Genomic DNA, 25,765 nt, shown 5'->3' on the forward strand with positions numbered 1-25,765 from the left:
CTCACTACAATTAAATGGGGCTCCAAGCAAGCATCACCAATGGGACAAGGAACCTGTCCCCTCTATCCCTCAAACCGGTGAATAACCGCCGTAGCCGCACCAACCGATTGAGAGAAAGCTTCCTCATTAAAATAGATCTGCGTCTGGAAGTAGGGTATCTTCAAGGCATTATGATTCAGGTAATCCCTGATAGAGGATTGAAATACTTCATATTTGTTGAAATGGCTGTCTATCACAATCTTCCCAGGGTTAATCAGGTTAAGGATGCTTATAAGGGAGATGCCCAATAGCGTTCCGTAATGCTGAAGCTGCAGTTCTGTCACTCTCTCCCTTTCATCCTCGGACATGACACTAAGTGTGGACTGCCATTCGCTGAATACCTTCCTGCTTATCATTTTTTCGAGGCACCCCTTTTGCCCACAGCCGCATAAAGGCCCATTGGGGTCAACGCTAATATGGCCAATCTCGCCGGATGTAAAGCTTTCGCCATTCCAGATGCTCCCGTCGATGATGAACGCCCCGCCTATCCCGTCACCAATCCTTATGTAGAAAAAGCTGCTGGCAGCGATGTCCTCGTCATAAACACTTGAACAAAGCGAGGCCATTTTTACATTATTTTGAATCACCAGCGGTATTTGAATAAAGGCAGTCAACTTATCTAATATGTTTACGTTTTTCCATTGAAGATTGGTAGATTCATAGACGATTCCTGCTTGTGAATTCACAATGCCCGGTACCCCGATGCCGATACCCAGTACATCGGAAAACTCCTCGAGCAGGCTGCCTACAATGCTGATTATCTCCTCACAGACAGCTGTTATATCCTTGCCTTCCACTTCGATAAAACCGCTTTTCAGCACATCCAGATAATAATTGGTCACCACATATTCGATTCCATCATGGTGGATGACAAGTCCGATTGCCTGATATGCATTTGCATTCAATTCAATTAAAATCTTTGGGCGGCCGGCTGTTTGCAGGTCCTTCACTCCGACTTCGCGGATGATGCCCTCATTTATGTACTGATCCACGATAATGGACACGGTATTTTTACTTACCCCCATCCATTTCGCGAGATCTTTTCGGGAGGTTTGCTTATATTTGCGTAAAAGCGATAGAATTTTCTTTTGATTTTGTTCTCGTAATATACCGGGTCCTTTGATCAACATTGGTTGAATCCTCATTTCTACTTTCTGCCGTTTCCTACCATTATATCAAGCAAAGGTTTATAATTTCTTGATTTTGTGTTTAAAACGAGAAATAAACTGCTGGTTCCATTCATCTCCCCCAGTTGAGTTGCCGCTCTTCCAGATTGGGGGCTGAATGTCTTGCTTGACCAATAATGCAATAGCCTCCATCGAGATGGAATTCAGGATATAGGCATTTACAAAGGTCGACATTGCGCCTACCTTTTGTTCGAGATTCTCCATTTCTATTACCGCATCTCCCACTTCGACTTTGGAATCGATTGCGATATCCACTATGTCGTGCAAATTCATTTTGGAAGGATGCCTTGCAGGATGTTCCGCAGGAGTCGAATTGGCATGCTTCACCGACGATACCCCGATGGTCTGCACACCCAAACTTTTCCCTTCCAAGGCGGCATCAATGGTTGCAGCGTTAATCCCATATGCATTAACAATGATCAACAGGTCGCCAGCCTCCAGACCGTAATCCTGGATGACTACCTTCCCATAGCCCGGAGTACGCTCAATCGCCATCGAACGAAGGGCTCCGCCACTAAGCAAGGTCCCTTCATCAAGGATGGCACTGACATGCATCAAGCCCCCCGCCCGAAAGAACAATTCCTGTGAACCAAGATTGGAATGTCCTCCCGGTCCATACACATACACAATCTTGTCTTCCTTTATATGATCCGCCACAGCCTTTGCAGCCTGATTGATCCCTTCACTCTCCGTCGCGATGATTTGTTCCAGATAGCTCTTTATCTGTTCAAAATATTCAAGTGCATACTTCATCATACAACACTCCATTCATTGGTTTGTGGGGACAGGTCCCTCGTCCCACTAAAGTGGGACACGGGACCTGTCCCCAAACTTCATTGTCCCGACCAGCTCCAAGCGCCCGTTTTCTTTGTGGTAGAAGATGAGGTCTGCCTGCGCTCCTACCTGCAGGCCGTCCTTTTGCGGGAGGTTCATAAGCTTTGCTGGCAGGATGGAGGCTTTGTCGATTGCTTTTTCCAAGGTTGTGATGCCCATGGATGTCAGGGTGTTGACTCCCCAGAGGATGCTTTGGGCGGAGCCCGCCAGCAGCTTCGGTTCATCCTTCAGGTGAAGCTTTCCTTTTTCCGTTAAGGTCACGCCCCCTCCAACCGCTGTTGTGTAATCGCCTGGGGGTAGCCCGGCCAATGCCACGCTGTCACTGACGATCAGCATCCCGTCCCCCTTCACCTTCTCTATCACCTTCAATACCGAAGACGGCAAATGGAATCCATCACAGATGACGGTTGCGGCGAGGGACTCCTCCGCGAGCTGATCCCATAGATAGTTTGGATGTCTCGGCAGCATCACATGGGCTCCGTTGCCGAGGTGTGTCGATAGCCTTGCACCAGCCTTTACTGCTTCCCCGATCTGTTTTGACGTGGCTGCTGTGTGGCCAATGGAAACCAAAACATTGTGAGCTACTGCTTTCTCGATAAAATCCGAAGCATTGGCCCATTCAGGGGATAAGGTAATGATTTTGATCAATCCATGGACCGAGTCATTCAATGTTTGGAAAAACCCCCAGTCAGGAGGCTGAATATTCCATAGGTCATGGGCACCCCTTGGACCATCCTCCGCCGATAGGAAAGGACCCTCCAAGTGGATCCCCGGAATCATGCTCTGCACCAGCTCATCCTGCTCCCGTGCTTGTGAAATGGTCGTAATGAGCGTCGTGATATTATTAAACGAGTTCGTGATAATCGTAGGAAAGAAAGAGGTCACGCCTTCCTCAGCCAAAAACAGACACGCTTTTTTCACCTCATCCAAGGTAAGCTCCACGCTATTAAAATCGATGCCCATATACCCATTCACCTGAAGATCCACTAATCCGGGGGCAATATAAACCTGAGGCTCCTCCCCCGTGGACGGTTCGATAGATTGAATGACGCCATCTTCAATGGCGATCCTTACTGCCTTATTTTCCTTATAGTGAATCCCTTCTACCGTAAAACGATCATCTCTCATCCTTTTCATCTCCATAGGAATCCCCGTCCAGGTACAGGAATGCATGATCATGCGTCCTTAAAATGGTAGCAGGACAGGCCGTACCGATCGGACCATGGAGGGTTTCCCGGACAGCCTCTGTTTTTGTCTTGCCGGGAACAACACAATACATGGATTTGGCAGACATCAAGGCCGGGATCGTTAACGTCAACGCATATAGCGGCACCTCTTCCAAACCTTTGAAACAGCCATCATTCACTTGCTGCTGCCTGCATGCTTCCTCCAGCTCCACCTTTTTGATGATCGCTTCATCCTGAAAATCAGCAACCGGAGGATCATTGAAGGCAATATGGCCATTTTCCCCGATTCCAAGACACACAATATCAATCGGCCTCTCCTGGAATAATCGGGTGTACCGCTCCACTTCCTCCCCATTTGTACTGTTGATGAGGTGAATCTGCTTGAATGGGACTTTTTCAAACAACTTTTCTTTTAAAAAGTTCTGGAAAAGCTGTGGCGCCTCCTCATGAAGTCCGATATATTCGTCCATATGAAAGGCAGTGATCCTCTCCCACTCTATCCTGTTGTCCTGTGTCAGATAATGCAGGACCTCATTCTGCGAAGGCGCTGCGGCAAATACCATCCGGATCTCGCTCTGTTCCCTTTGAAGCTTTACAATCTGCTCTGCGACATCCGCGGCTGCAGCCCTGCCCATGCTATCCCGATCTTCAAAAACATAATATGTCAGCTTCTCTTTCTGTCCTTCACTGATCGCTTTAACCGTCATTTCCATCACCTACTAAACTATTTTTTATTGCCTGTCGTATCCTTACTTCTATACCCTCCTGAAAAGGGGCGGGCAACCCGAAATAATAGATGAAGCCTTCCGACTCATAGCCGCCCTTCTGGATCTGCTCGGCAGTTGGGATATACCCAATCATTCCATTGCTATACCCAAGTGCAAGCGACCCGGGACACAGTTCCTTCACATACTCCCCATAAGACTGGACCATCTCGCCATTGAAGCAGACGAGGCTCAACTCTTTTCCAAGCTGCAAAACCTGCAGCTCCAGCTTGATAAGCCTATGCGGCGGCCAATTCTTCTTCACATGCTCCTTCCATATTTCCAGCACTCCCTCTTCCATCTCTCTTGCTGCAGGATAACCCTCCTGGAAGAAAAGGGGTACACTCATCACCTTTGCTTCCAGAAAAGTCATCTCAAGACTCTCTCCCTCCTGTTCCTTCATAGCGTCAAGAACAGACGTTGCAAGCTTTGCACCCAGCTCTTCCATATCAGACGTAGTTCCTCTATAAAACTCTTTTTTCTTTATCAAAGCGGGCCGTACCTCACCAGAGCAGCCCTGCAGAAAGCCGATTACTGCATTCCCGTATTGATTTTGGATAAGGGAGCAGCACCTGCCCGGGAACTCGGATGAGACGACATTGGCATCCGTTGCAGTCGGATGGCACGCGTAATGTATCAGGATTCCCTTTACTTCACTGTTTTCTTTTTGAAAAGAAATGATGGAAACTGCATGATCCACAAATGCCTCGGGATTGGGCTCCATGACTATTTTCTCGCCCTTTGGAGTACGCCGGTTCACCCCTATTTCACAGCTTGTATTTCTGCGGGTGGCAGTGACCAGCTCCTTATCATTCTTAGCAGCTCCTACACTTTCGATGATCACCGCTTCCAATGAGTCAAGGTAGTGCGGATCCGCATCACCAAGAAGGCTAGTAAAAGCAAAGCTTGTTTGCGGACCGGAATGATTGTGTGTGGCGTGAAAGCAGATTCTCTCAGGATTTATGTGGAATTTTTCGGATAAGGCCCTTCTCCACTTTTGCACGAGTTCGGTATCCCACCAGATCACATCCCCTATGAGGATAACGGAAGCCTGTGCCTCGATTTCGAAGTAGAATGTTTTCAAATATAGAGGAGAATGGACTTCCCTTGCCTTCCCTTTTCGATGGGCGAACCCTGCCAGCTGCACCGGCAGGGTTGGGGTAATATCCATTTGATGGGTTCCTAGCAATAATGGCATGTCGCATTCTCCTTTTATTTGTGGTAATGTTGGCCGTCCGTGGATTTCCGCTGTTGTCGCAAGGTTCGCCGGGGAGGGACGGGAGTATCCCCCGGCTTTTAGCTTCAATCCGTTTATGATGAGCTTTTTAGCACCGTCTGATGATCGAAACGCTCTTCGTCACTCCTATGACGGGCTTTTTACTCATAATCCTCGATCAAAATGCTCTTCATCACACTTATGACGGGCTTTTTACTCCTAATCCTCGATCAAAATGCTCTTCATCACTCCTATGACGGGCTTTTTACTCCAAATCCTCGGTCAAAATACTCTTCATCACTACTATGACGGGCTTTTTACTCCAAATCCTTGGTCAAAATGCTCTTCATCACTCCTATGACGGGCTTTTTACTCCAAATCCTTGGTCAAAATGCTCTTCATCACTCCAACGACGAGCGTTTTACTCCGAATCTCCATTCCACTCATCTCTTTCACTTGAACAGTTTCATAATCAAAATAAAATTCCGGATCACATGAAAAGGATCCTTCACCGGTAGCGCAACCACCTTATTCAAAGGCTCTCTATCGCGGCTCCTGATTTGAATCCATTCTCCGATTTGTTTATCGGGATTAGGAAAAGTGCGGAACGTATAGTCAGCCACTTTCCTGTACCATTCCATGAATGCCTCGTCCTTGGTACGCTCATGAAGCAGCAGTAAAGTATAGAGCGCTTCGGAATGCGGCCACCAGAGCTTGGTGTCCCAGGTATCACGGATGAGGACACAGTAGGGTTCCTCATCATCTACCCGGCCAGATGGCTTGCCACCATCCTTATCGACAAAGCGCAACAGTCCGCCATATTCCTCGTCCCACCCACTTTTAAGCGCCTTTATTGCGGCCTTGGAAAGTGTTCCGAGGACCTCCTCCCGCTCGCTTTCCTTCCATTCTTTTAAACTATGAATATGAAACCAGACTGCCTCGAGCGTATGGCCGGGATTCAGATGCTCTTCCAAAAGGGAGCCGCCACTTTCGCCATTTTCCCGTTTCAGCTCGATGCATCTGCCATCATCAGCAATGAATTGATCCAGGATATATCGGCTCAGCTCACCCGATTTTCTTACATCAGGGTCCTCAATGGAAAAAGAGAACCTTCCTGCCGTTTCCTCGATTTCCTGCGCCACATTCAATAGGATCATAGGTAACGAATGCGATAAAAATCCTTCTGGAATGGGATATGGCTCTGTCTTCACCCTTCCATCCCTAACTCTACTATTTATCGTCCCATACACCGATAAAGCCAGGTGAAAAGCCTCGGCGTCATGGAAAACCTCTGCATATTTGTTCACCCCTAGAACGAAGAAGCAATCGGCATAGATACTGATATCCGCCTGCCCCTCCAGCTTCTTTCCGTCCTCGGTGACTGCATAAAGGACATGTTTTTCATCGGTCAATGTATGCTTTTTCAAAAAGGCGTACGTTTTGTCCGCCATGCTCTTTAATGCTGCTGAATCGAAGGGCAATCGCCCCTCTGCAGTCAGTTGGTACAGCTCGGAGCAGAGCCAAAGGAAACGCCCCTGTGACCACGTATACTTATCCCTACTGACGAGCTGTGAACCGTCGTTTGTATAGCAGGTGAAAACACCGCCGTGATTGTGATCGAAGGATTTCTCCCAAAAGGGCCAGAAGTTCTCCACGATCTCCTTACGGTAAAATTTGATTACTTCATTCATTGAATTCTCCTCATTTATAATGCTGTATTGATGTTTTTGGAATCACTCGCAAGATCTTCGTCACTTTTGCTGATAGCTTCAAGCATATCCTCCACATCCGGCGAGACCGCTTTGTTGTTCAAGAAGCCCATTCCGATATAGACAAGTGCGGAGGAGAATACCGGCGTGCCAAGTTCCACGTATAACGGCCAATCCACCCAGTATTTTGTGACGGCAAACATGATAAAGCCTGCAATGATAGATGAAAAGGCAGCAGCCGAACCGCTTCGCTTGAAGGCAGGCAACAGTCCAAGCAGCATCGGAATGGAGACAGGTCCGACAAGCGCTGCGAACCAGGAAATCAATAGACCGAGTACTCCGCCGAAATTATCCGAATAGATGGCGATAATAAGAGTTGAGAATGTAAAGATAAATGTCGTGATACGGGCAATTTTCAGGGTCGCTTTTTGACCAAGCCCTTTGAATTTCCGGGACATGACTGGTAGTATATCTCTGGTGATTACGGATGAAATGGTATTGGCGTCTGAGGATGTCATCGACATGGTTGCGGCGAATAGTGATGCTACTACAAGGCCAACTAAACCGGCTGGCAGAAGTTCCTGTGTCAAAAGGGCATACGATTTGGTTGGATCTTCAAGATTCGGCAGGATCAGCGGCGCTGCCCACATCGGGAAGAAGAGAATCAATGGGAACAGAAGATAAAGCCAACCTGAGAATAGTGCTGATTTCTTTGCTTCTTTCCCGGATGGAGAAGCGATGTATCTTGCTGCAAGGTTCCAGGTACCACCGTTGTAGCTCAGGAAAACAATAAAGACGAAAACCAACACATAACCTATCGAATATGGTTCATTGAACGGCTGGCTGTTCGCTGGGGGAAGCTTATCCCAGATTCCGAAAATGGAACTGACCCCGCCCATTTTGGTCAAGACAATAAAGAACATGACAAATGCGGCAACCACCTGAATGACAAATTGAGCAAAGTCTGTCCAAAGGTCGGCCCAGATACCACCTATCGTGATATAAACCAAGGAAACCAATCCTGACAACAAGATTCCGTACATGATTGGAACCCCTGTAAACACGTTAAGCAGAATTCCGATGGCAGCCCATTTGGCCCCGACGTCAAACAGTTTCAATAGCACCCCGCTCCAGGCAATCAATTGCTGCGTCGGCACATTGTAACGCATCGCCAGGTATTCGGTCGGAGATTCAATATCCAATTTCGTCCTAAGCTTCGACCAGCGCGGCGCCATAATGTAAGCGCCTACAATTACAGATACGAATATCGGCAACGCCCACCATACATACAAACTGAATCCATGCGTATAGGCAAGCCCTGCATAGGCCACAAATACAGCCCCACTATAACCGCCTACATGATGGGATATCCCACCCAGCCACCAAGGAAGCTTTCCTCCTGCAACAAAATAATCCTTTGAGCCTTGTACCTTTTTGTAAGTGGTGAAACCAATCACGATCATCAATAAGAAAAATGCAATAATGACTCCCCAATCCAAACCACTCATCTTCGTACTCCCCCTCTTTTCATCTTAAATACTAAAAACATACTGCAAAACTATCTAAAATTTCAGCCTGAATTCATCACCTCCACCATTTAGTAATAATATATGACTAATATAATGAAAAAATAACACAAGTTGTCTAGTTTGTAAAATTGAATTTAGAATTTTATTAAAAATCTGACTCTTCATTTTAGAGGTGAGGGAGAAGCAGAGGACGGTTCTCTGCTTCCAATAAATATCGTAGAAAACCATTTTATGAAAGAATTTTAAACAAACGTTTGATTAAACCGAAGATCAAATCCTTTTAAATAGGGATTAAGTAAGCTGGTTTATAAATCGACATAGATACGGTTTGTTTTTATATTATTCCAGAAAAAAAGAGCTAAGGGACGGTTGCCTTACCGTCCCCGCTAATCCTTGGTCATTTGTATTCTGTTCCGGTAAAGGTGATGGGTCTTACAAGGGTGATGGAACTTCCCTGCTGTTGGGTGAACGAGACCTGGACGGTCAATACATAGGTAACCCGTTCTTCACAGGATGAATAGTCATCGTCTACATGCAAGACGCTGATTTGGTCATTGATTGCGGCAAATGCTTGGGATTCTAGGTTGAGGGCGGCTGTTTCATAGATGGTTTCTCCAAGGTTCAATGCAATGAATGGTGCGGTGAATTTCCTTATCCGGACTATAACGGTGGAGTTCAGTGCGTTATTGGTCGTAAAGTGCATGATTGCCTGCAGGAGCACTTTCGAATCCTCGGCAATGTTAGTTCCTGTGATGGCAGCTACGATGGTTTCGATATTGATATCCAGGTTTAAGCTGCCTGTATTAAAAATATTGGGATCCGCAACAAAATACTCAAAGTCCGCAAGTTTCCTGATATCCCTCTCCTTACAAGCCAACTTTGATTTTTTGATGCTTTTCGCCGAACAGCTACTTGATCTTCTTGAGGTATTCTTTTCAATATATAATCCCATTCTCATGGTCCTCCTTTTCATAGGTTGTCATATAATATGTAGAATCGCGGAGATTGTATAAGCATTTGTCCCTATTGAAGCGCCGGACGGTTCTCTGCTTCTTTTTCATAAAAAAAAGGCACAACTAGATTGACCCACTAGTTGTGCCTTTTCTCGCGCAAAGCTTACGATTCCCCCCTTTAAGAACCGTTCACTCTTCTTCCTTCCCACGCTTCAGTTGATCCCCATAAACGCATCCTTTTTAATATTACGTTTTAAGATGCCATTACTTTTCAAATGGCTGGTAATGGATTCTACCATTGACTTCGAACCTGCAATAAAATATTTTGCGTTATTATTGTTGGAGGTAATAAATTTATCCATTTCTTGATATAATTCATCCCTTGATGCAAGGTAAGTGACGTCCATTGAGGTTTGCTTATCAAATTCATCTTTATATATATATGATTTTCCACTATCCAGATAGAGTAGCCTAACTTGTTTTTCGATTCTGTTACCTTCTGCTTCCATATGCTTTACAATTGCTCGAAAAGGAGTAATACCAATGCCACCTGCAATGAAGAGCGCGGGACTGTTATCATTAGGATAAAAGGATCCTACAGGACCATTCATCCTGATTTTCATCCCTTCTTCTAATTCCAGCAAAGCTTTTTTAAATTCGCTCGGCTTATCACTGATTGCTGTTGTGATTTTCACCACATTCTCAGCGGGAGTGGATGCGACAGTTAATGGACGTGTAGCTTTTTTTATCTTCCTGTGGGTTATCGTGAATAGACCATGCTGCCCTGCATGCCAAGTTAGATCTTTTTCTTTTTCGAAAAGAAAGGTATAGACACCATCAGTTTCTTTATACCTTTTTAAGAATGAAAGATCACTTTTTTTAAGTATTGCGAATGTATCTTTTAAGAAACTCATTTCACTATCCCCTTACTATTTTGTTGGTTGGTGTTATTCTTCCTCCAACACGTTTTTCAGTTCATCAATCATCATAGCCCATCCATATTTCGCACCATTGAACGCTTGATTCTTCGCTTCGAACCCTGAATGTTCAAGATGCAGGTGGGTTGTTTCCCCCTCTTGTTTAAGTGTCCATGTGACAATAGTATCTATCGGCCCCCCCACCCATGTGTAGGATAGTTTGTGAGGCTTGTTAACTATCAGTACTTCACTGTCCACAATCAGCCCTATTGCTTCATTTCGGAACTGACATTTGTATCCTACAATCGGTCTGAAGTTATTCTCCATGACCCATTGGGCTAACGTGTCCGAATGTGTCAATGCGTCCCAAACCTTATCAATGGGACTCTTAAATTGAAAATCTAATGATAAATCCGTCATTTACTATTCCTCCAAAATTTTTTTAAGTAAACTCGCTCTTTCATTCCAGAACTCCTCATAAAAAGATAACCAATCCTTAACTTCCTTTAAGGGAGCTGCATTTAGTCTATACCTTGTTTCTCTGCCTATTTTACGATTAGTTACTAAGTCGGCTTCCTTGAGGATGGCAAGATGCTTCGAAACAGCAGTACGTCCCATTTCAAAATGAGGAGTCAGTTCGTAAAGAGGCAATTCATCCGAGTCTGCCAACAGACGTAGTAATTTGCGTCTTGTCGGATCTGCAATGGCTATATAAACGTCACGCTCCTGGTAAGCATGGTTCAAAAATCCTTCCTCCCTTCCACTTTACTTATTAGACACCATTTAGTGTCATAATTATACGACACTAAATGGTGTCTAGTCAAGAGGAACTAATGGGATGGTGGTTTATGAAAACCGTGACACCAACCCATTTATTGGGTTGACAGGTTCTTCTTTCGACTAGGTGAGTATAATGCAGTATAAGTTATCCTAAACCGAAAGGAAGTAAAGAGAATATGTATGCTAACGTAAATGCACCACCTAATATGGTGGCAGGAATAAATGCACCACCAAACATACCAGTTCCAGCACCACAAATGGTAGCAGGTGTAATGGAGGCCCCTGTTATGCCTATGCCTCATTATGCTGCCCCTGCTTATGGATATGGCTGCCATGCTCCATGCCATGGTAACACCTTTTTATTAATTGTTGTGTTGTTTATCTTACTGATCATTGTAGGGTGTAGTTTCCCTAAGTGTTAATTGGTTTGCGGGGACAGGTTCCGTGTCCCGTTTGCACTTTAAATCGCTAAATAATTTGATTCAAAAAAAGTAAAAAGGGTTCCATTTTAAAGTAAAAAAACTTTAAAACGGAACCCCTTTTGAGCATGAAGTCTAGGGAAGCAGAGAACCTCCCCCTTAATTCAAAGGAATCCTCTCCAACCCATCTATAACCAAATGATTGGAGACGTAATAAGCGTCTACCCAAATGGTTTCGGGAATTTCCTGGCCTGTGGGAATCTCCAGCTTCAACAGGGTATTCTTGTCTTCCATCCAGTCCAGATCCTCGATATAGTTATGCCAGTTTGTAGAGTACGCGAGGTATTGAGTGCCTTGCTCTCTCAATGACCAATGAAACTGTTTGATAATGGCATCATTAGCATGTGTACCTGTAATGGTGATGCTATACCGCTCGGAGTTATTTCCATCGGCTTCCAATATTTTTACGGTCAGGTAGTCTAGACTCGTACCGTTAATATCCAGGCCAATCCGTGCTTTTTCCACTTCCTCCATTTTGATGGGGATCTCAAGTGAAATAGGCTCTTGATAACTTGCATTCTGCAGCTCCAAAAACAGCTTTTCCCCTTCTCGCAACGGCCGGACTATTTCTTTGCTTCCTTCCTCCACAACGTACGGAAAGTACGCATTACGGGCATGCATGGCGCTTTCATCCATTACCATATCATCACCGTACAGAGTAGGAATGAGGGCATCCGCCTTGAGTACTTCCTCCCCGTCTTCATTCACTACCCGATATCCGGCATAGAGGTACGGGTACTCAATTGGATGATCTGCTTCTTTTCGCAATGCATCTACGTAATGTTCAATCCGATCCTTTTCCTCATCTGTAAAATCCACTTTCACTTCCAGAAGGCTGCTCGTGTCTGTTGCGGAAAAGTTCTTTACTTCCAACTCCATGACATCTTCAAAAACAACTGGATCATTGTGTGCATACTTCGTTTGTTCCTTGCTTCCATTTGAAAAGTCAACGGGAATATCAAGGTTCCATGATCCAAATACGCCGCCGATCCTGCTTGTCCGGAATTGAAGGATGAACTCATCCGGGATTTCCTCTACATCCAACCGGTCCACGTTGAAGTATATGGTCCCCTCTGTCTTCTCTTCATTGAGCGATATGATTGCGTGCGGGAGCGGATGGACTTCTTCGCCTATTTTCACAAAAATAAGCTCCGGTTTTGCAAGTAGCTGTTCTCCGGTTTCCGTATATTCTGGAACCAGCTCCTTCTCGCTTGATTGGATGGTAAAATGAAGCCCTGCAGAAAGGGGTGTAAGCTCTATTTCGGTCATCTCTATCCTAATTCCGGCATCCTCTGCCACATATGTGCCCGCGTCCCAAACGTTGTAGAAGGAACCGTGCTTCACATAGTTGCTTGCCAGGGTTTTCATGTGGGTAAGCTCTGGCAGGTAGGTCATGAATGTCAGAAAAGCGGCTACCATTGCTGTCAATGCGAGCGTCTGCTTCAATAGAGCCTTCTTCTTTTTCTTTTTTTCATACGGTTTGAATCGTGCCTTTACGCGGGTTTCCAGCTCATCTGAATCATCAAAAGGCCACGCCGTATTAAAAAAACTATGTAGAAAGGTAGCTGCATTTTTCCACATTTCTATCCTTTTCCTGCAGGTCGGACAAAATTCAAGGTGGTCCTCCACGCACGCTTTGTCTTTTTGATTTTCCACATAATCAATGAGGGTATCCATCGATAAACATTCTTTTGGAGTGTCTGTCATTTCCAGGAGAAGCGTATTCATTTCCCTTTTTGCTGATAACAGGATGTCAGTTACAGTACGTTGATCTTGCTGCAGGATCTTGGTGAGTGTTGAGATGGGGTAGTTCCAAACATGATGCAGGAGAAGTAATTGCTGGTCAGTGTGAGGGAGGTTATGAAAATACTCCTCAAAATCCAGCCCAATATCGTGATGACGAGCGCCGGCTGTACGAATCCTTTTTACTTGTAGAATGCAGGAGGTAAACGTTACCTTCATCAAATCCTCTATCGGCAATACAGCCTCTTCTGTTTCAATCGTGAGGTTCACATAAAGCTGTTCACAAGCAGAAGCAGCCAGCTCCAACCGCTCTTCCTCTTGGTATTCGAAAATGGCAGCAAGCTGAAGAACCGTTTCTTGATGCTTCCTAACAAACTCCAATACCATACTAGTTTTTATCTTTGTGATCTTCTTACTTCCGATGGCTTTTCACCTGCCCTAACAATAAATTCAGGATAATTATACCATTTATATTAGAATATGAGATTTAAATTTGTTGAAAAAAGAATCTAATTGATGAGATGTTGGTAGTAGACCCACATGGATATCATAGCGCTTGTAGCGTTATGCGATACGGACCTTACTGCCAAGGATATGAATATAAAAAAAATAAAGAAACCCATATAGCGCTACCCGATACGGACGGACGCTTACCACAGGCCCCAAAATGATGCCATATGGGCGTACCGCTTAACCTGACAAATCGCGTATCGCCTGGCAATATATAAAAAGAAGCAGAGAACCGGCCCCACGCATCCCCTTCTTTCACTTCTCAAACTAATTTCGCCTCATATACTTTATTAATAATGGGCGTCCGTTTGCGATCTACACTTACAATCAAGTGAGGGAGAGAATAATATGGCCATAAAACCGCCGGCGCTGCAAAGGGGTGACACGATTGGATTGGTTACGCCGGGCAGCCCTCTTGATGCCACGATTATTAATACGAGAATGCAATATTTGAGGGATATGGGGTTTAACATTGCTTTTGGCGCAAATCTGTACTCTTATGATGGAATTGTTGCGGCACCTGCGGAAAAAAGGGCCGAGGATGTAATGAGCATGTTCCGAAATCAGAGTGTCAAGATGATCCTCCCGTCACGGGGTGGGACTGGTGTCCAAACTATTCTTCCCTTTCTGGATTTTGATGTAATAAGGGCGAATCCTAAGATCATATCTGGCTATAGCGACATAACCATACTGCTGAACTGCTTGTTTCAGTTCAGTGATATCGTCACCTTCCACAGCTTGATGCTGATTGATTTCCGTAACGAAACGCCTGCCTATAATTTCAACCAGTTTTTTGAAGCGACCTCCACATTTACTTCGCCCCGGATCATCCGGAATCCACCGGATATGCCGCTGATAAGTGTCGTACCCGGAAATGTAACAGGTCCCATCATAGGGGGAAATATGACATCACTAGTCGGTACGCTCGGTACGCCATTTGAAATTGATACAAAAGGAAAAATTCTGTTCCTGGAAGAAACCCATTCCCCCACCAATATGATCTACCGGTACCTTGCCCAACTCTCCATGGCGGGTAAATTCAATGACTGCCTTGGCATCATCATGGGGCAATGTACGGAATGTCCCGTATCCTATAACACCACGTATGCCGACTTGATTAATCAAATGCTAGTACCCTTAGGTAAACCCCTGATGGTCAACCTAGCTACAGGTCATGGCAGATATAAGGCTGCGATTCCAATAGGTGCCTCCGTCAATTTGAATACAATTGATAATATCTTGACCGTGCTTGAGGCGACTGTTTCATAATGAGGATAGCATGAAGTAGACGGTGCCTGACCCCTATCGAGTTATAGCGATAGGGGTCAGGCACCTTTTTATATGTTCTCTACTAATAAAATAGAGTAGAAAAATTATATTTAGCTCTGCTTTAAACAAACGTTTGATTAAATCGAGAGTTGAATCCTATGAAATCGGCATTTATTAAGTGAATTTTCAAATTGACATGAATACGCTTTGTGTTTTTGTTTTTTCAGAATAATATATGGATTGTGGCTTGTTTCCTTGCTCCCAATACTACCTTGCACAGCGGGACAAGGGACCTGTTCCCATTCCTATGGTCTTCTTTCCCCCATTGGTATATAATGTTACTTACTTCAAAAATTTTCTAGTAGAGGACGTTGAGGCAGTTGACACGCAGCGGTTCAAGAAAGGCGAAATCTATGAAAAAGTGGAAAAAGGTAACGCTTAGTGTTTTGGCAGTTTTGTTATTATTGGTTGGAGGGGTCTTTGGATATTTTCTGTACACGGTCAATAAGGCTTTGTCTACGATGCACGAACCGATAGATCGCGATTTTTCTGAAAAGCGGGATGGAAAAGTGCAGTTGAGCAAAAAAGAGCCCTTTTCAATTCTGTTGATCGGTATTGATAAAGAAAGTGGAAGTATAGAAAAAGGCCGGTCTGATACGATGATCGTATTAACGGTCAATCCGGCAACGGAGTCGATGAAAATGGTCAGCATCCCCCGTGACACGAGGACAGAGATCATCGGTCGCGGGATGATGGATAAGATCAACCATGCCCATGCATTTGGCGGTGTGGAGATGAGCATTCCTACTGTAGAGAACTTCCTTGATATTCCGATTGATCATTATGTGAAGATTAATATGGAGGGGTTCAAGGAGATTGTCGATTCTGTCGGAGGTGTGGAAGTGAGCAACAATTTCGCTTTCACGGAAAATGGAAAGACATTCAGTGAAGGAACTATTTCACTTGATGGCGATTCTGCCCTTACTTATGTCCGGATGCGCAAGCAGGATCCCCGCGGCGACTTTGGACGGGCAGATCGTCAGAAGCAGGTAGTCCAAGCTGTCATCAATAAAGGTGCCTCCCTCGAAGGCTTCACTAAACTGGATAACCTGCTTGGTGCTATCGGTGAGAATGTGAAAACAGACCTGGATTCCAGTGAAATGTTGACCATCCAAAAGAACTACGCGAAAGCTCGCCATGACATGGAGACTGTTCAAATCACCGGTTCAGGTGCTACGATAGATGGCATCTACTATTTCCAAGTACCTGAAGAAGAACGCCTTCGAGTTTCGTCGATATTAAAGGAGCATTTGGGTATAGATTAATCATCGTTCTATGATAGATGCAAAAAGAAGCCTTGTGAAGAATATATATATCTTCTACAGGGCTTTTTATATGACCTATGGGATTAGGTAACATGCGGAAAAAGCATCTTCACCTGCCTAATTGAAGTGCAGGCGATACGCTTGGACCAATGAACCATTGACTCATTGGACACAACATAAAGGTCAAATAAAAACATCCAGGCGATATGCCCCTTGCAAATATCCCATTAAAGCTTCATATTGATAGATAGGAGGTGCGATATGCGAAACGATATACAACCTAATGAACGGGCTTACTCCACCAAGGAAGTGGCAGAAGAGGTGGGAATTGCGACCCCCACGGTAAGGAAATACGGACAAATTCTAGAGCGCAACGGCTATGAGTTTCTAAAGGATGGAGACAGGCGAATCTTTGTTGAAACCGATATAACAGCGCTTGTAGCGTTACGCGATACGGATAAGCCGCTTGATAGCACTGCAAGGGATATTGTCCTTCAACAAAAAGAAAGATTAGAAGACATGATTGAAACAGATATAGCGCTACCCGATACGGATGAAGCTTTACCACAAGACCCAAATCAGTTAAAAGAGGTCTTCAGGTACCTGGTCAATGAACTTGCAGCGACACGCGAAATGAATGTCCAGCTAAAAAACGATATGACACATATCATCACAACTGTTGCCCAGCTTCAGCAGGATCATCATGTGATAAGCTCAAGTATCGGAAACGCATCCCAACGGACCAATACCAAAATCGAAAAATTATCTGAGCAGCAAAAAGCCCACTACGAAAGCTTACTAGAACAAGAGAAACAAAGAACGGAACTCTTGCAGGAAGAGATACAAAAAATGCGGGATGAGCAGCAAAAAGAGTGGACATCACAAAATGATTTTAATAAGCGATTAGAAGAAGAGCTACAAAAACGAAATGGGAATTGGAACTGGCTGATTTCTCTTTTCAAGAAATAAATGTTAAGTAAGAGTAGTGCTGAACATAGTTAAGGTCGTGTATCGCCTGGCGATATAGATCAGTTTTCAAGCCCTATCAATTCTGTTATTAAGTTGTTTAATACATATAGAACATTAGCACTTACTCTTACTATTTTATACTGAACGGATATCATATATCGTTACCGGATATGCCGATATATCGCTTGAAGAGTCTCTCCTGTGATGTGAAAAGCTCCTTATTCCACTTTCAAATTTCAACAATTTCCTGAGAAATATCTACAAAATCCGCGTAGGTATCGACAAAAAAAGGTCATGGGATCAGCTTCCTAGACCCACCGGATATGTTATCTGACCGGGAAACACCTACGATGGTTGTGTCACAGAACTTTGGTTGCTCCGTGTATAATGCGAACAAGCTGACGTTAACCTTCTCCTTGCTTTTATTTACTATTAATCTACTAGAATAGTAAACCCAGCCTGCTCATTCTGATCAATGAGCAGGCTGGGTTTTATGTCTTTAAGGATCTCAGTGTTTTCCTATGACCCTATCACTGTACCACGGGACCTGTCCCCAATTGCACGAGTCCCTTCAGTTCCTCCACATATGGCATGGCAGGTGCTGTGCCGTGCTTGGTAACGGAGAGAGCCGCTACTGCATTTGCTTTTCTGCAGGCTATCTCTACGGGCTCTCCTTCTGCGATGAAGTGGGCAAAGCCGCCGTTGAAGGCGTCTCCTGCTCCGGTTGTGTCGATGGCTTGGACTTGATAGCCTGATATGATTTTACCGGCGCTTTCTCCTTGTTGTAAAAGGTAACAGCCTTGTTTGCCGAGCGTAATGATAACTGTATCGATTCCTTTTTCTAACAGTATTTCAGCTGCTTTTCTTGCTGAGTCTTCGTCTGTCACTTCCACACCTGTCAAAAGGCCGGCTTCGGTTTCGTTAGGAGTTATATAGTTCACCTTTGCCAGGAGTTCATCTGATATCTCCTGGTACGGAGCCGGGTTTAGAATGACAGATTTTGAAAGCTTTTGTGCCAGATTGATGGTGGTGCTTATGGCATCCATCGAGGTTTCAAGCTGGACCAGAATAATATCCGCTTCATGAAAGGCCGCTTCGGCTTTTAATACTTCCTCTTCTGTAATGGTCCCGCAGGCTCCAAGAGATACGACGATCATATTTTCTCCCGAGTCATCCACTGCAATAAGTGCTGCTCCGGTAGATTCGTTTTCCACTTGGTAGATGAAGCCTGAATCAATGCCTTCCTTTTTAAAATTATGGATGGCATCATCGCCGAATAAGTCTTTGCCAACCTTTGTGACCATGGTAACGTTAGCTCCCATGCGCGCAGCCGCCACAGCCTGGTTTCCTCCTTTACCGCCAGGACCCATCCTGAATGGGCCACCCAGCACCGTTTCTCCCGGTTTAGGCATGTGGGGTGTTCTTGCTGTTAAGTCTACGACATAGCTTCCCACTACTACGATTTTTGACAAAGTGATCACCTACCGAGTTTTAATTTCGTCTACGTTTTCTTCTGTTACCAATGTGTTCTCAAGTGTAATCATGTCGTCCACTTCTTCATCGTTTAGAATCTTGATGGCTGTATGGATGGCTTCTCTTCCCAGGAAGAATGGCGGCTCTGCGATTGTCGCTTCCAATTTCTTTTCGCGGATTGCATCTAAAGCCGGGTCGATGGCATCTGTACCGATGACAATGATTTCGTCCAATCTGCCAGCAGCCTCGATTGCCGATAAGGCACCCATCACCATTTCGTCATTTGCTGCATATACCGCATCAATTTCCGGATTGGCTTGTAGAATGTCCTCCATTACTTTCAGTGCCTCACCGCGGTCAAAGTTTGCCGATTGGCTTGCAACAATCTCTATTCCGTCAAAGCCCTTCAGGTGGTCGTTGAAACCTTGGCTTCTGTCACGTCCAACGTTTGTTCCTAAAATACCTTGAATTTCCACGACTTTACCCTTTCCTTTCAATATTTCTGACAGGAATGTTCCAGCAATATTACCGGATTTGAGTGCGTCAAATCCAATATGGGAGACTACTTCTCCACCGGCAGCCTGACGGTCAACCGTGATAACCGGCACGTTCTGCTCATTGGCGATAAGGACGATCTGCGCTGCTGCATCACTGTCTACTGGGTTTAAGATTAATAAATCTGGATTTTTCTGCAGAATATTTTCCACATCAGACAGCTGTTTGGACGGGTCTCCCTGCGAATCCGTAATAATCAATTCGATTCCTTCCTCTTTGGCAGTCTCCTCCGCTCCCTCTTTCAAGTCCACAAAGAATGGGTTGTTCAATGTATTCATTGCCAAGCCTACTTTCAATTCACCTTCCCCATCTGAATTGGAAGCATTTCCACACGCTGCAAGTATCATACCAAAGACTAGAGTCATACATAGGATCATCAATTTTTTCATAAGAATTTCCCCCTTCAAATTACTGTTTTTGTAGTTTCGCCAGTTTACTATCAATAAGCACCGCAGCCAAGATGACCAATCCTTTTGCAATATCCTGATAGAAAGGTGATACATTCGCCAAGTTTAGGATGTTGTCCAGTACACCCATAATCAAGGCGCCTATCAAGGTTCCGGTCACTCCCCCTTTTCCTCCGGTTAATCTTGTGCCGCCAATGATAACGGCAGCGATGGCATCCAATTCCATCATTGATCCTGCATTAGGCTGTGCAGACATCAATCTGGATGTATAGATAAGAGCAGAAATAGATGCAAAGAAACCTGTAAGGGCATAGACACCTATTTTGACTCGGTCTACATTAATTCCGGCTAATCTCGCCGCTTCTTCATTTCCTCCAACTGCATAGATGTTACGTCCGAAAGTGGTATGCTTCAACACCCAGTACATGATGGCAAAAATGGTGAGCATCAGGATGACTGGAAAAGGGATGCCAAGAATTTTTCCGCTTCCCAAGTAGCGATACCCGGCATCGGAAATGACGATTGGATTCCCCTGGGTGTAGACGAGCGTCATTCCCCTTGCGATTACCATCACTGCTAGAGTTGCTATAAAAGCAGGCACTTTTCCCTTTGAAACAATCAGTCCATTGATCGATCCCATTACCAGACCGGCAATCAAGCAAATGACAATGGCTAGAGGAAATGGCATTCCGGCGGTAATGACCCCAGCCGCGATAGCCCCTGTCAAGGCTAGGACAGACCCGACAGATAGATCAATACCTGCGGTTAAAATGACGATGGTCATTCCGACTGCGATAATTGCTACAATCGAAACTTGTCTTAGTACATTGAAGAGATTGTTCACCGTAAAGAAAGCATCTGATACAAAGCTTGCAATCAGCAATAAAACTAGAAATATAATAAAAACCCGATATTTATCCAATAACAATGCTGTACGTATCCAATTACTATTTTCCTTGGCATTGGACAAGTTACTCACCACCCGTTGCATATTCGAAGATTTTCTCCTGTGTTGCATCTTGAATGTCCATTTCACCTGACAGCTTTCCTTCGTTCATGACGATGATCCGATGGGACATTCCAAGCAGTTCAGGCATTTCTGAGGATATAAGAATGATCGATATTCCTTTTGTTGAGAGTTCGTGGATGATTTTATAGATTTCAAATTTTGCACCAATGTCAATGCCCCTTGTTGGTTCATTTAAAATGAGGATTTTCGGATCCATCTGGAGCCACTTGCCAAGCACCACCTTTTGCTGGTTCCCCCCGCTTAGCTGCCTTACTTCAGATTCAGGACTTGGGGTCTTTATTTGTAAGTCTGACACCCATCGGTCTACAATCTTTTTCATGGTTCCTTTTTTCAATACACCAAATTGTGAAATCCTTCGGTAGCTTGGTATCAGTATATTTTCCGCAACTGATAGGTCGAGAACAAGCCCTTCATCCTTTCGGTCATCGGTTACAAGGGCTATGCCTGCATCAATGGCACTTTTCGGTGAATCTACCTTTTCACCCAACATCCTTACCTCTCCGCCAGAATGCTTTATGAGTCCGAATAACGCTTTGGATAATTCCGTTTTACCTGATCCAAGCAGTCCTGCGACACCTAAAATTTCGCCTTTTTTAACAGTAAAAGAGATGTTATGTAAACGCTTACTCACGCTCAATTCGTTCACCTTTAAAACCACATCAGCCTGAGGTGGCACTCGTTCTGGATACATGTTTGTCAGGTCCCGCCCTACGAGCATCCTAACAATCTGATCCTTTGTCAGATTCTTCACCTCGTCCTGGCCGATGTATTGCCCATCCCGCATGACAACCGCCCGATCTGCGACTCTCATCACTTCATCGAGTCTGTGTGTGATAAAAATGATTCCCAAGCCTTCTGTCCGAAGCTCCTCCATGAGGGAAAGCAGCTTTTGAGTATCTTCATTATTTAAGGTCGCGGTAGGTTCATCCATAATCAGGACTTTTGACTCGAATGATAGAGCTTTGGCTATCTCGATTAATTGCCGTTCTGCAATGGAGCATGCACTGACGAGTCGATCGGGTGGTAGGTGTGCCAGCCCGACCCTTTTTAATAGATTTGCAGTTTCATCATGCATCGCTTTCCAATTGATGATTCCCAACCTGGAGGTGATCTGTTTGCCGAGAAAGATATTTTCAGCAACTGAAAGGTCTTTGAGCAGGTTAAATTCTTGGTGAATGATGCTGATTTTTAGCTGCTGGGATTCTTTCGGGCTGCCGATCACGACCTCTTCGCCATCGATGAATATTTTTCCTGATGATGGCAGATGGACACCTGCAAGTATTTTCATCAAGGTGGATTTTCCTGCTCCATTCTCCCCAAGCAGCGCCACTATCTCCCCTTTTTTCACTTCCAGGTTGATACCGTGCAATACCTCTATTCGATTAAACGATTTTTTGATGCCCTCCATTTTTAATAGGCTCATTGAATGCACCACCTTTTGATATGCTTTTGACTAATATACGACTCCTCCTACGAGAATGACGTTGGCATAAGGAGTGAATTCACCGGATCTGATCAGCCCTCTCGTAAGCTTCGTTTCTTCTTTGAATTCCACGTGTGGAATATATTCGACTTCAATAGTTTGAAAACGTTTCAATATTTCCTGCTCCATCTCAGGGCTCTTTTCCTTGATTTCCTCAGCCATGATAACCTTCTCTACAGAGAATTCGTCAAGTACAGTATCGAGTAGTTCCAAAAAAGGAACCATGCCTTCTTTTAGGGCCAAATCCACGCGGGTATTGACTTCCTCCGGTATCGGAAGTCCTGCGTCTGTCACGACCAGCCGCTCCATATGGCCGGTTTCAGCTATCAATTTATTTAATTGCGGATGCAGTATTCCATTTCTTTTCATCATACTTCCCTCCAAAATGTAAACGTTTAGATTTTCAGTCAAATTTTTTAGTTGAACTTTTGACAGGATTCTCGCACGATTAAATATGGGGATAAAATGTGCTGTCTCTTCAAGGAGCCGGGTTCCTGGCTATTCTTCATTCTGTCATGCAGCAGTTGAAAGGCGATCTCCCCCAGGTTGCGCATATGCCTGGAGACCATGGTCAAGTTCGGCTTGATAAAAGTGGCAATTTCGATATCATCAAACCCGACAAATGCGACCTCTTCACCAATCTTCCAATTTAGTTGCTGCAGTGCTTTCACGGCACCAATGCTCATCAGGTTGTTGCAGGAGAAAATAGCTGTTGGACGCTTGCCGGCTTTATAAAACTTCTTGGCACTTGTAAATCCGCTGCTTTCCCTGAAGTCACCTTCTCCGATCCATTCTTGTAAAATCGGTAAGCCATATTCTTTCATTGCTCTTTCATAGCCGCGATAGCGTTCAAGTCCCGGAGTCGTATCCTGTGGCCCTCTGATAATGGCGATTTCTGTATGCCCTTTACCTATAAGGTGCTTGACAGCTTCGTAGGCGCCTTCCCGATTGCCGGTCAAGACCGTATCCACTTCATAGTTATGTATCTGCCTATCGACAGCGACAATTGGAATACCTGCTTTAATCACCGGATCCAACTGATTCCCGTTTTCGTCTGCCGTAGTCACAACAAGTCCGTCCACACCTCGTTCAATATAATGTTGCAATATCTCACTCTCTATCATTTTTGACTCATTGGAGCTACTGAGGAGGGTGAAATAGTTCTGATTGAGGGCTGCTTTTTGCAGTCCTGCAATTACTTCAGAGAAAAATGGATTAGTAAAATCCGGAATAATCACGCCAATCGTCTTCGTTTCCTTCCGTACCATGCTTCTAGCAATCGCATTTCTCACATAATTCAACTCATTAATTGCGCGTACGATCCGTTCCTCTGTTGCTTGCCGCACGCCACCTTGCCTATTGACCACCCTTGAAACAGTGGCCACCGAGACATTCGCTGCCCTTGCTACATCCTCTATTGTCGGTTTCTTCTTCATGTCTCATCACCCAAATGTAAACGTTTAGATTTTGTTATAAAAAAATGAAGCGCTTTCACATTTCCTAATTATTAAAATATCACTCTTCTTATTTTCTAGCAAGAAAATTTTGAATAATCAACAAATAAATTTTGAAATTTCATCCTTCATGAAATAATGCTGAAGCAGCGGAAACGTTTCCTGTGCTTCAGCATTTTTAGTCTAGAGTTATTAAGCCAAATATTTTTCGTACAAGAGCTTTCCTCTTGGCTTGGCTTAAACTGCGTGGGACACGGAACCTGTCCCCTATCGTGCAATGCTAAACAACCGCGATGCAGGATGTGCACCTTTAGTAATCAAGTCTTTTATAATGGTTGCTCCAAGCATACTATAAACTGTTCCGTTTCCGCCAAAGCCTAAACAGTAATATTCACCAAGGCGATTTGGATGTTCCCCGATATACGGCAAGCCATCGTGTGATTCACCGAATGTCGCGCACCAGGCATGCGAAAGTTTTGGCGAGAGATCAGGAAAGTGCTCTTTGATTTTTTGAAGGATGCGCTCTCCTCGTTCCTCAATCAATCCCTCGTTTAACGGCGCTTCTGCTTTATCTTCATCCAGGCCACCAGCTACGATTTTTCCGTCCGTTGTCGTTCTCATGTAAAGATAGGGACGTTTCGTTTCCCAGATCATCCACTCTTTGTACCACGTTCTTAAAGAAGGAACCGGTTCGGTTACGATGGCATAGGAACGGTTTAGGTCTGCTCCCATCTGAGCAGCCAGAAAGTCATTTTCATAGCCAGTCGCAAAGATAATATAACGCGCTGAAACGGTGCCTTTTTCAGATTCGCATGTAAACCCATGAACAGTTTTGGTTTTGTTGAGTAGCGGAGTTTGGGCATAAATCCTAACTCCTGCGGCTGCAGCATCCTTTAACAATATCTGCACAAATTTATAGGGATTCACATCTGCATCTCCGCCTGTTAGGAGTGCGGCAGGTTTGGTAAAAGGAAACCTGGAAGAGATGTCCGATGGTTCCAAGTATTCAACGGGAAAATCGTTCTTCTTTAACGCCTCATATTCACGGGCAAGCTTTGCCACGTCTTCCTTGGAGCTCACATAGTAGAGGCTTTTCTGCGGCCTGAACTCCGGATCCTCTGAAAGCTCAGATGCGATCTTCGTTAAATCCTTCATTGTATCCTGACAGAGCTTGTAAAAATAAACCGCATCCTGCTCCCCTTTTTGTTCCATCAGTTTGTGAAGCATCTTGTCACTGGAGAACTGCAGTAGCCCTGTATTCGCAGAGGAACTGCCGGATCCGGGATGCCTTCTATCTATTAATACGACATCCAATTCTGTTTCTTTGCTCAATACATGGGCGCACAGAGCGCCAGCCATCCCACCGCCAACGATCAATACATCGCATGTGATGTCTTCTTCTAGTTCTGGGAATTGAGTGATATTTGTATAGGTTTCAGGCCAATATAGGTGACCATTGTGTAAATTCATATGTACTCCTCCTCGTCTTCCATATATTCCCCTGAAAGTCGTGGAGGAAACGCAGGATAGAAAATATTTATCAAGGAGTAAAGCACCCCTTAATGGAAGCAGAGAACCGTCCCCTTGCTTCTCAATAATAATGTTAACAAATAGTGATTTCTGGTAATATTACCTATATATCCTTTTTACACCATGTGACAGGAGAGGAGAAAATATAATGATGCCACTGTTACCTAACGGCTCTATTATTCTTTTAAAAGGGGAAACAAAAAGGCTGATGATCTACGGCCGCAAGCAAAAGCTTGAGAGCAGCGACCATGTATATGATTACCTCGGATGCCTTTATCCCGAAGGTTACATAGACCCGGCACATTCATATGTTTTCAATCATGATGATATTCAGAGCGTTGTATTTCAAGGGTATAAGGACGAAGAGGAAACACTCTTTTCCACAGAGGTCCTAAGCTAAATACCATTTCCTGCATCGAGGTA

Annotated in this window: 24 protein-coding genes; 5 read left to right on the forward strand and 19 right to left on the reverse strand. The window is 44.6% G+C overall.

The annotated features are described in order from the left end of the window. Nucleotides 1–62: 62 nt before the first annotated feature. The 11 genes from ACFVAD_RS01200 to ACFVAD_RS01250 form a co-directional block, all read right to left on the reverse strand. Complete coding sequence (locus ACFVAD_RS01200) at nucleotides 63–1,169, reverse strand: ROK family transcriptional regulator (protein WP_386635111.1); 1,107 nt, start codon at nucleotides 1,167–1,169, stop codon at nucleotides 63–65. 57 nt (nucleotides 1,170–1,226) lie between these two features. Then, a complete protein-coding gene (locus tag ACFVAD_RS01205) occupies nucleotides 1,227–1,982 on the reverse strand; it encodes a sugar isomerase domain-containing protein (RefSeq protein WP_386635113.1) in 756 nt (251 codons plus the stop codon). Between the two features lie 45 nt (nucleotides 1,983–2,027). Beyond that, entirely contained in the window at nucleotides 2,028–3,188 is a 1,161-nt protein-coding gene (locus ACFVAD_RS01210) for an N-acetylglucosamine-6-phosphate deacetylase (RefSeq protein ID WP_386635116.1), read from the reverse strand. Beyond that, entirely contained in the window at nucleotides 3,178–3,954 is a 777-nt protein-coding gene (locus ACFVAD_RS01215) for a glucosamine-6-phosphate deaminase (protein ID WP_386635118.1), read from the reverse strand. The genes ACFVAD_RS01210 and ACFVAD_RS01215 overlap by 11 nt, the downstream gene beginning before the upstream one ends. After that, nucleotides 3,944–5,209, reverse strand: coding sequence for a neutral/alkaline non-lysosomal ceramidase N-terminal domain-containing protein (locus tag ACFVAD_RS01220; protein WP_386635121.1), 1,266 nt, complete (start codon nucleotides 5,207–5,209; stop codon nucleotides 3,944–3,946). The genes ACFVAD_RS01215 and ACFVAD_RS01220 overlap by 11 nt, the downstream gene beginning before the upstream one ends. 470 nt (nucleotides 5,210–5,679) lie before the next feature. Further along, complete coding sequence (locus ACFVAD_RS01225) at nucleotides 5,680–6,918, reverse strand: AGE family epimerase/isomerase (RefSeq protein ID WP_386635123.1); 1,239 nt, start codon at nucleotides 6,916–6,918, stop codon at nucleotides 5,680–5,682. A 14-nt stretch (nucleotides 6,919–6,932) separates the two neighbouring features. Continuing rightward, on the reverse strand, nucleotides 6,933–8,444 hold the full coding sequence (locus tag ACFVAD_RS01230; protein ID WP_386635125.1) for a sodium:solute symporter family protein: 1,512 nt from the start codon (nucleotides 8,442–8,444) through the stop codon (nucleotides 6,933–6,935). Between the two features lie 418 nt (nucleotides 8,445–8,862). After that, on the reverse strand, nucleotides 8,863–9,417 hold the full coding sequence (locus ACFVAD_RS01235; protein WP_386635128.1) for a hypothetical protein: 555 nt from the start codon (nucleotides 9,415–9,417) through the stop codon (nucleotides 8,863–8,865). A gap of 213 nt (nucleotides 9,418–9,630) precedes the next feature. Beyond that, a complete protein-coding gene (locus tag ACFVAD_RS01240) occupies nucleotides 9,631–10,332 on the reverse strand; it encodes an FAD-dependent oxidoreductase (protein WP_386635131.1) in 702 nt (233 codons plus the stop codon). A gap of 33 nt (nucleotides 10,333–10,365) precedes the next feature. Further along, nucleotides 10,366–10,755: an SRPBCC family protein gene (locus tag ACFVAD_RS01245; RefSeq protein WP_386635134.1), complete on the reverse strand. Its 390-nt coding sequence runs from the start codon at nucleotides 10,753–10,755 to the stop codon at nucleotides 10,366–10,368. A gap of 3 nt (nucleotides 10,756–10,758) precedes the next feature. Next, nucleotides 10,759–11,079: an ArsR/SmtB family transcription factor gene (locus tag ACFVAD_RS01250; protein ID WP_386635137.1), complete on the reverse strand. Its 321-nt coding sequence runs from the start codon at nucleotides 11,077–11,079 to the stop codon at nucleotides 10,759–10,761. Nucleotides 11,080–11,291: 212 nt separating this feature from the next. On the opposite strand from ACFVAD_RS01250, the gene ACFVAD_RS01255 reads away from it, so the two are divergent. Next, nucleotides 11,292–11,537, forward strand: coding sequence for a YjcZ family sporulation protein (locus ACFVAD_RS01255; protein WP_386635140.1), 246 nt, complete (start codon nucleotides 11,292–11,294; stop codon nucleotides 11,535–11,537). A 156-nt stretch (nucleotides 11,538–11,693) separates the two neighbouring features. On the opposite strand, the gene ACFVAD_RS01260 is transcribed toward ACFVAD_RS01255, so the two are convergent. Beyond that, complete coding sequence (locus ACFVAD_RS01260) at nucleotides 11,694–13,724, reverse strand: anti-sigma factor family protein (RefSeq protein WP_386635142.1); 2,031 nt, start codon at nucleotides 13,722–13,724, stop codon at nucleotides 11,694–11,696. A 471-nt stretch (nucleotides 13,725–14,195) separates the two neighbouring features. Here ACFVAD_RS01260 and ACFVAD_RS01265 point away from each other — a divergent pair, with 471 nt between their 5' ends. The 3 genes from ACFVAD_RS01265 to ACFVAD_RS01275 all read left to right on the forward strand — a co-directional run bounded on the left by ACFVAD_RS01265 (nucleotide 14,196) and on the right by ACFVAD_RS01275 (nucleotide 17,410). Beyond that, complete coding sequence (locus ACFVAD_RS01265) at nucleotides 14,196–15,116, forward strand: S66 peptidase family protein (protein ID WP_386635145.1); 921 nt, start codon at nucleotides 14,196–14,198, stop codon at nucleotides 15,114–15,116. 413 nt (nucleotides 15,117–15,529) lie between these two features. Further along, a complete protein-coding gene (locus ACFVAD_RS01270) occupies nucleotides 15,530–16,441 on the forward strand; it encodes an LCP family glycopolymer transferase (RefSeq protein WP_386635148.1) in 912 nt (303 codons plus the stop codon). A 261-nt stretch (nucleotides 16,442–16,702) separates the two neighbouring features. Continuing rightward, nucleotides 16,703–17,410, forward strand: a complete 708-nt coding sequence (locus ACFVAD_RS01275) for a MerR family transcriptional regulator (RefSeq protein WP_386635151.1) — start codon at nucleotides 16,703–16,705, stop codon at nucleotides 17,408–17,410. 530 nt (nucleotides 17,411–17,940) lie between these two features. Here the strand turns inward: ACFVAD_RS01275 and rbsK are convergent. From rbsK to ACFVAD_RS01310, 7 genes are all read right to left on the reverse strand, one after another. After that, nucleotides 17,941–18,882: a ribokinase gene (gene rbsK, locus ACFVAD_RS01280; protein ID WP_386635154.1), complete on the reverse strand. Its 942-nt coding sequence runs from the start codon at nucleotides 18,880–18,882 to the stop codon at nucleotides 17,941–17,943. Nucleotides 18,883–18,891: 9 nt separating this feature from the next. Then, nucleotides 18,892–19,827: a substrate-binding domain-containing protein gene (locus ACFVAD_RS01285; protein ID WP_386635157.1), complete on the reverse strand. Its 936-nt coding sequence runs from the start codon at nucleotides 19,825–19,827 to the stop codon at nucleotides 18,892–18,894. Between the two features lie 19 nt (nucleotides 19,828–19,846). Next, nucleotides 19,847–20,815, reverse strand: coding sequence for an ABC transporter permease subunit (locus tag ACFVAD_RS01290; RefSeq protein WP_386635160.1), 969 nt, complete (start codon nucleotides 20,813–20,815; stop codon nucleotides 19,847–19,849). Nucleotide 20,816: 1 nt separating this feature from the next. After that, a complete protein-coding gene (locus ACFVAD_RS01295) occupies nucleotides 20,817–22,298 on the reverse strand; it encodes a sugar ABC transporter ATP-binding protein (RefSeq protein ID WP_386635164.1) in 1,482 nt (493 codons plus the stop codon). 30 nt (nucleotides 22,299–22,328) lie between these two features. Next, nucleotides 22,329–22,730, reverse strand: coding sequence for a D-ribose pyranase (rbsD, locus tag ACFVAD_RS01300; protein WP_386635166.1), 402 nt, complete (start codon nucleotides 22,728–22,730; stop codon nucleotides 22,329–22,331). A 44-nt stretch (nucleotides 22,731–22,774) separates the two neighbouring features. After that, nucleotides 22,775–23,794: a LacI family DNA-binding transcriptional regulator gene (locus tag ACFVAD_RS01305; RefSeq protein ID WP_386635168.1), complete on the reverse strand. Its 1,020-nt coding sequence runs from the start codon at nucleotides 23,792–23,794 to the stop codon at nucleotides 22,775–22,777. 285 nt (nucleotides 23,795–24,079) lie between these two features. Further along, on the reverse strand, nucleotides 24,080–25,282 hold the full coding sequence (locus ACFVAD_RS01310; protein WP_386635171.1) for an NAD(P)/FAD-dependent oxidoreductase: 1,203 nt from the start codon (nucleotides 25,280–25,282) through the stop codon (nucleotides 24,080–24,082). Nucleotides 25,283–25,490: 208 nt separating this feature from the next. Here ACFVAD_RS01310 and ACFVAD_RS01315 point away from each other — a divergent pair, with 208 nt between their 5' ends. Beyond that, the gene (locus ACFVAD_RS01315; protein ID WP_386635175.1) at nucleotides 25,491–25,742 is read left to right on the forward strand and encodes a DUF4176 domain-containing protein; all 252 of its coding nucleotides are present in this window, start codon (nucleotides 25,491–25,493) and stop codon (nucleotides 25,740–25,742) included. Nucleotides 25,743–25,765 lie beyond the last annotated feature (23 nt).

Source organism: Sutcliffiella sp. NPDC057660 (assembly GCF_042800035.1).
GTDB lineage: Bacteria > Bacillota > Bacilli > Bacillales > Bacillaceae_I > Sutcliffiella_A.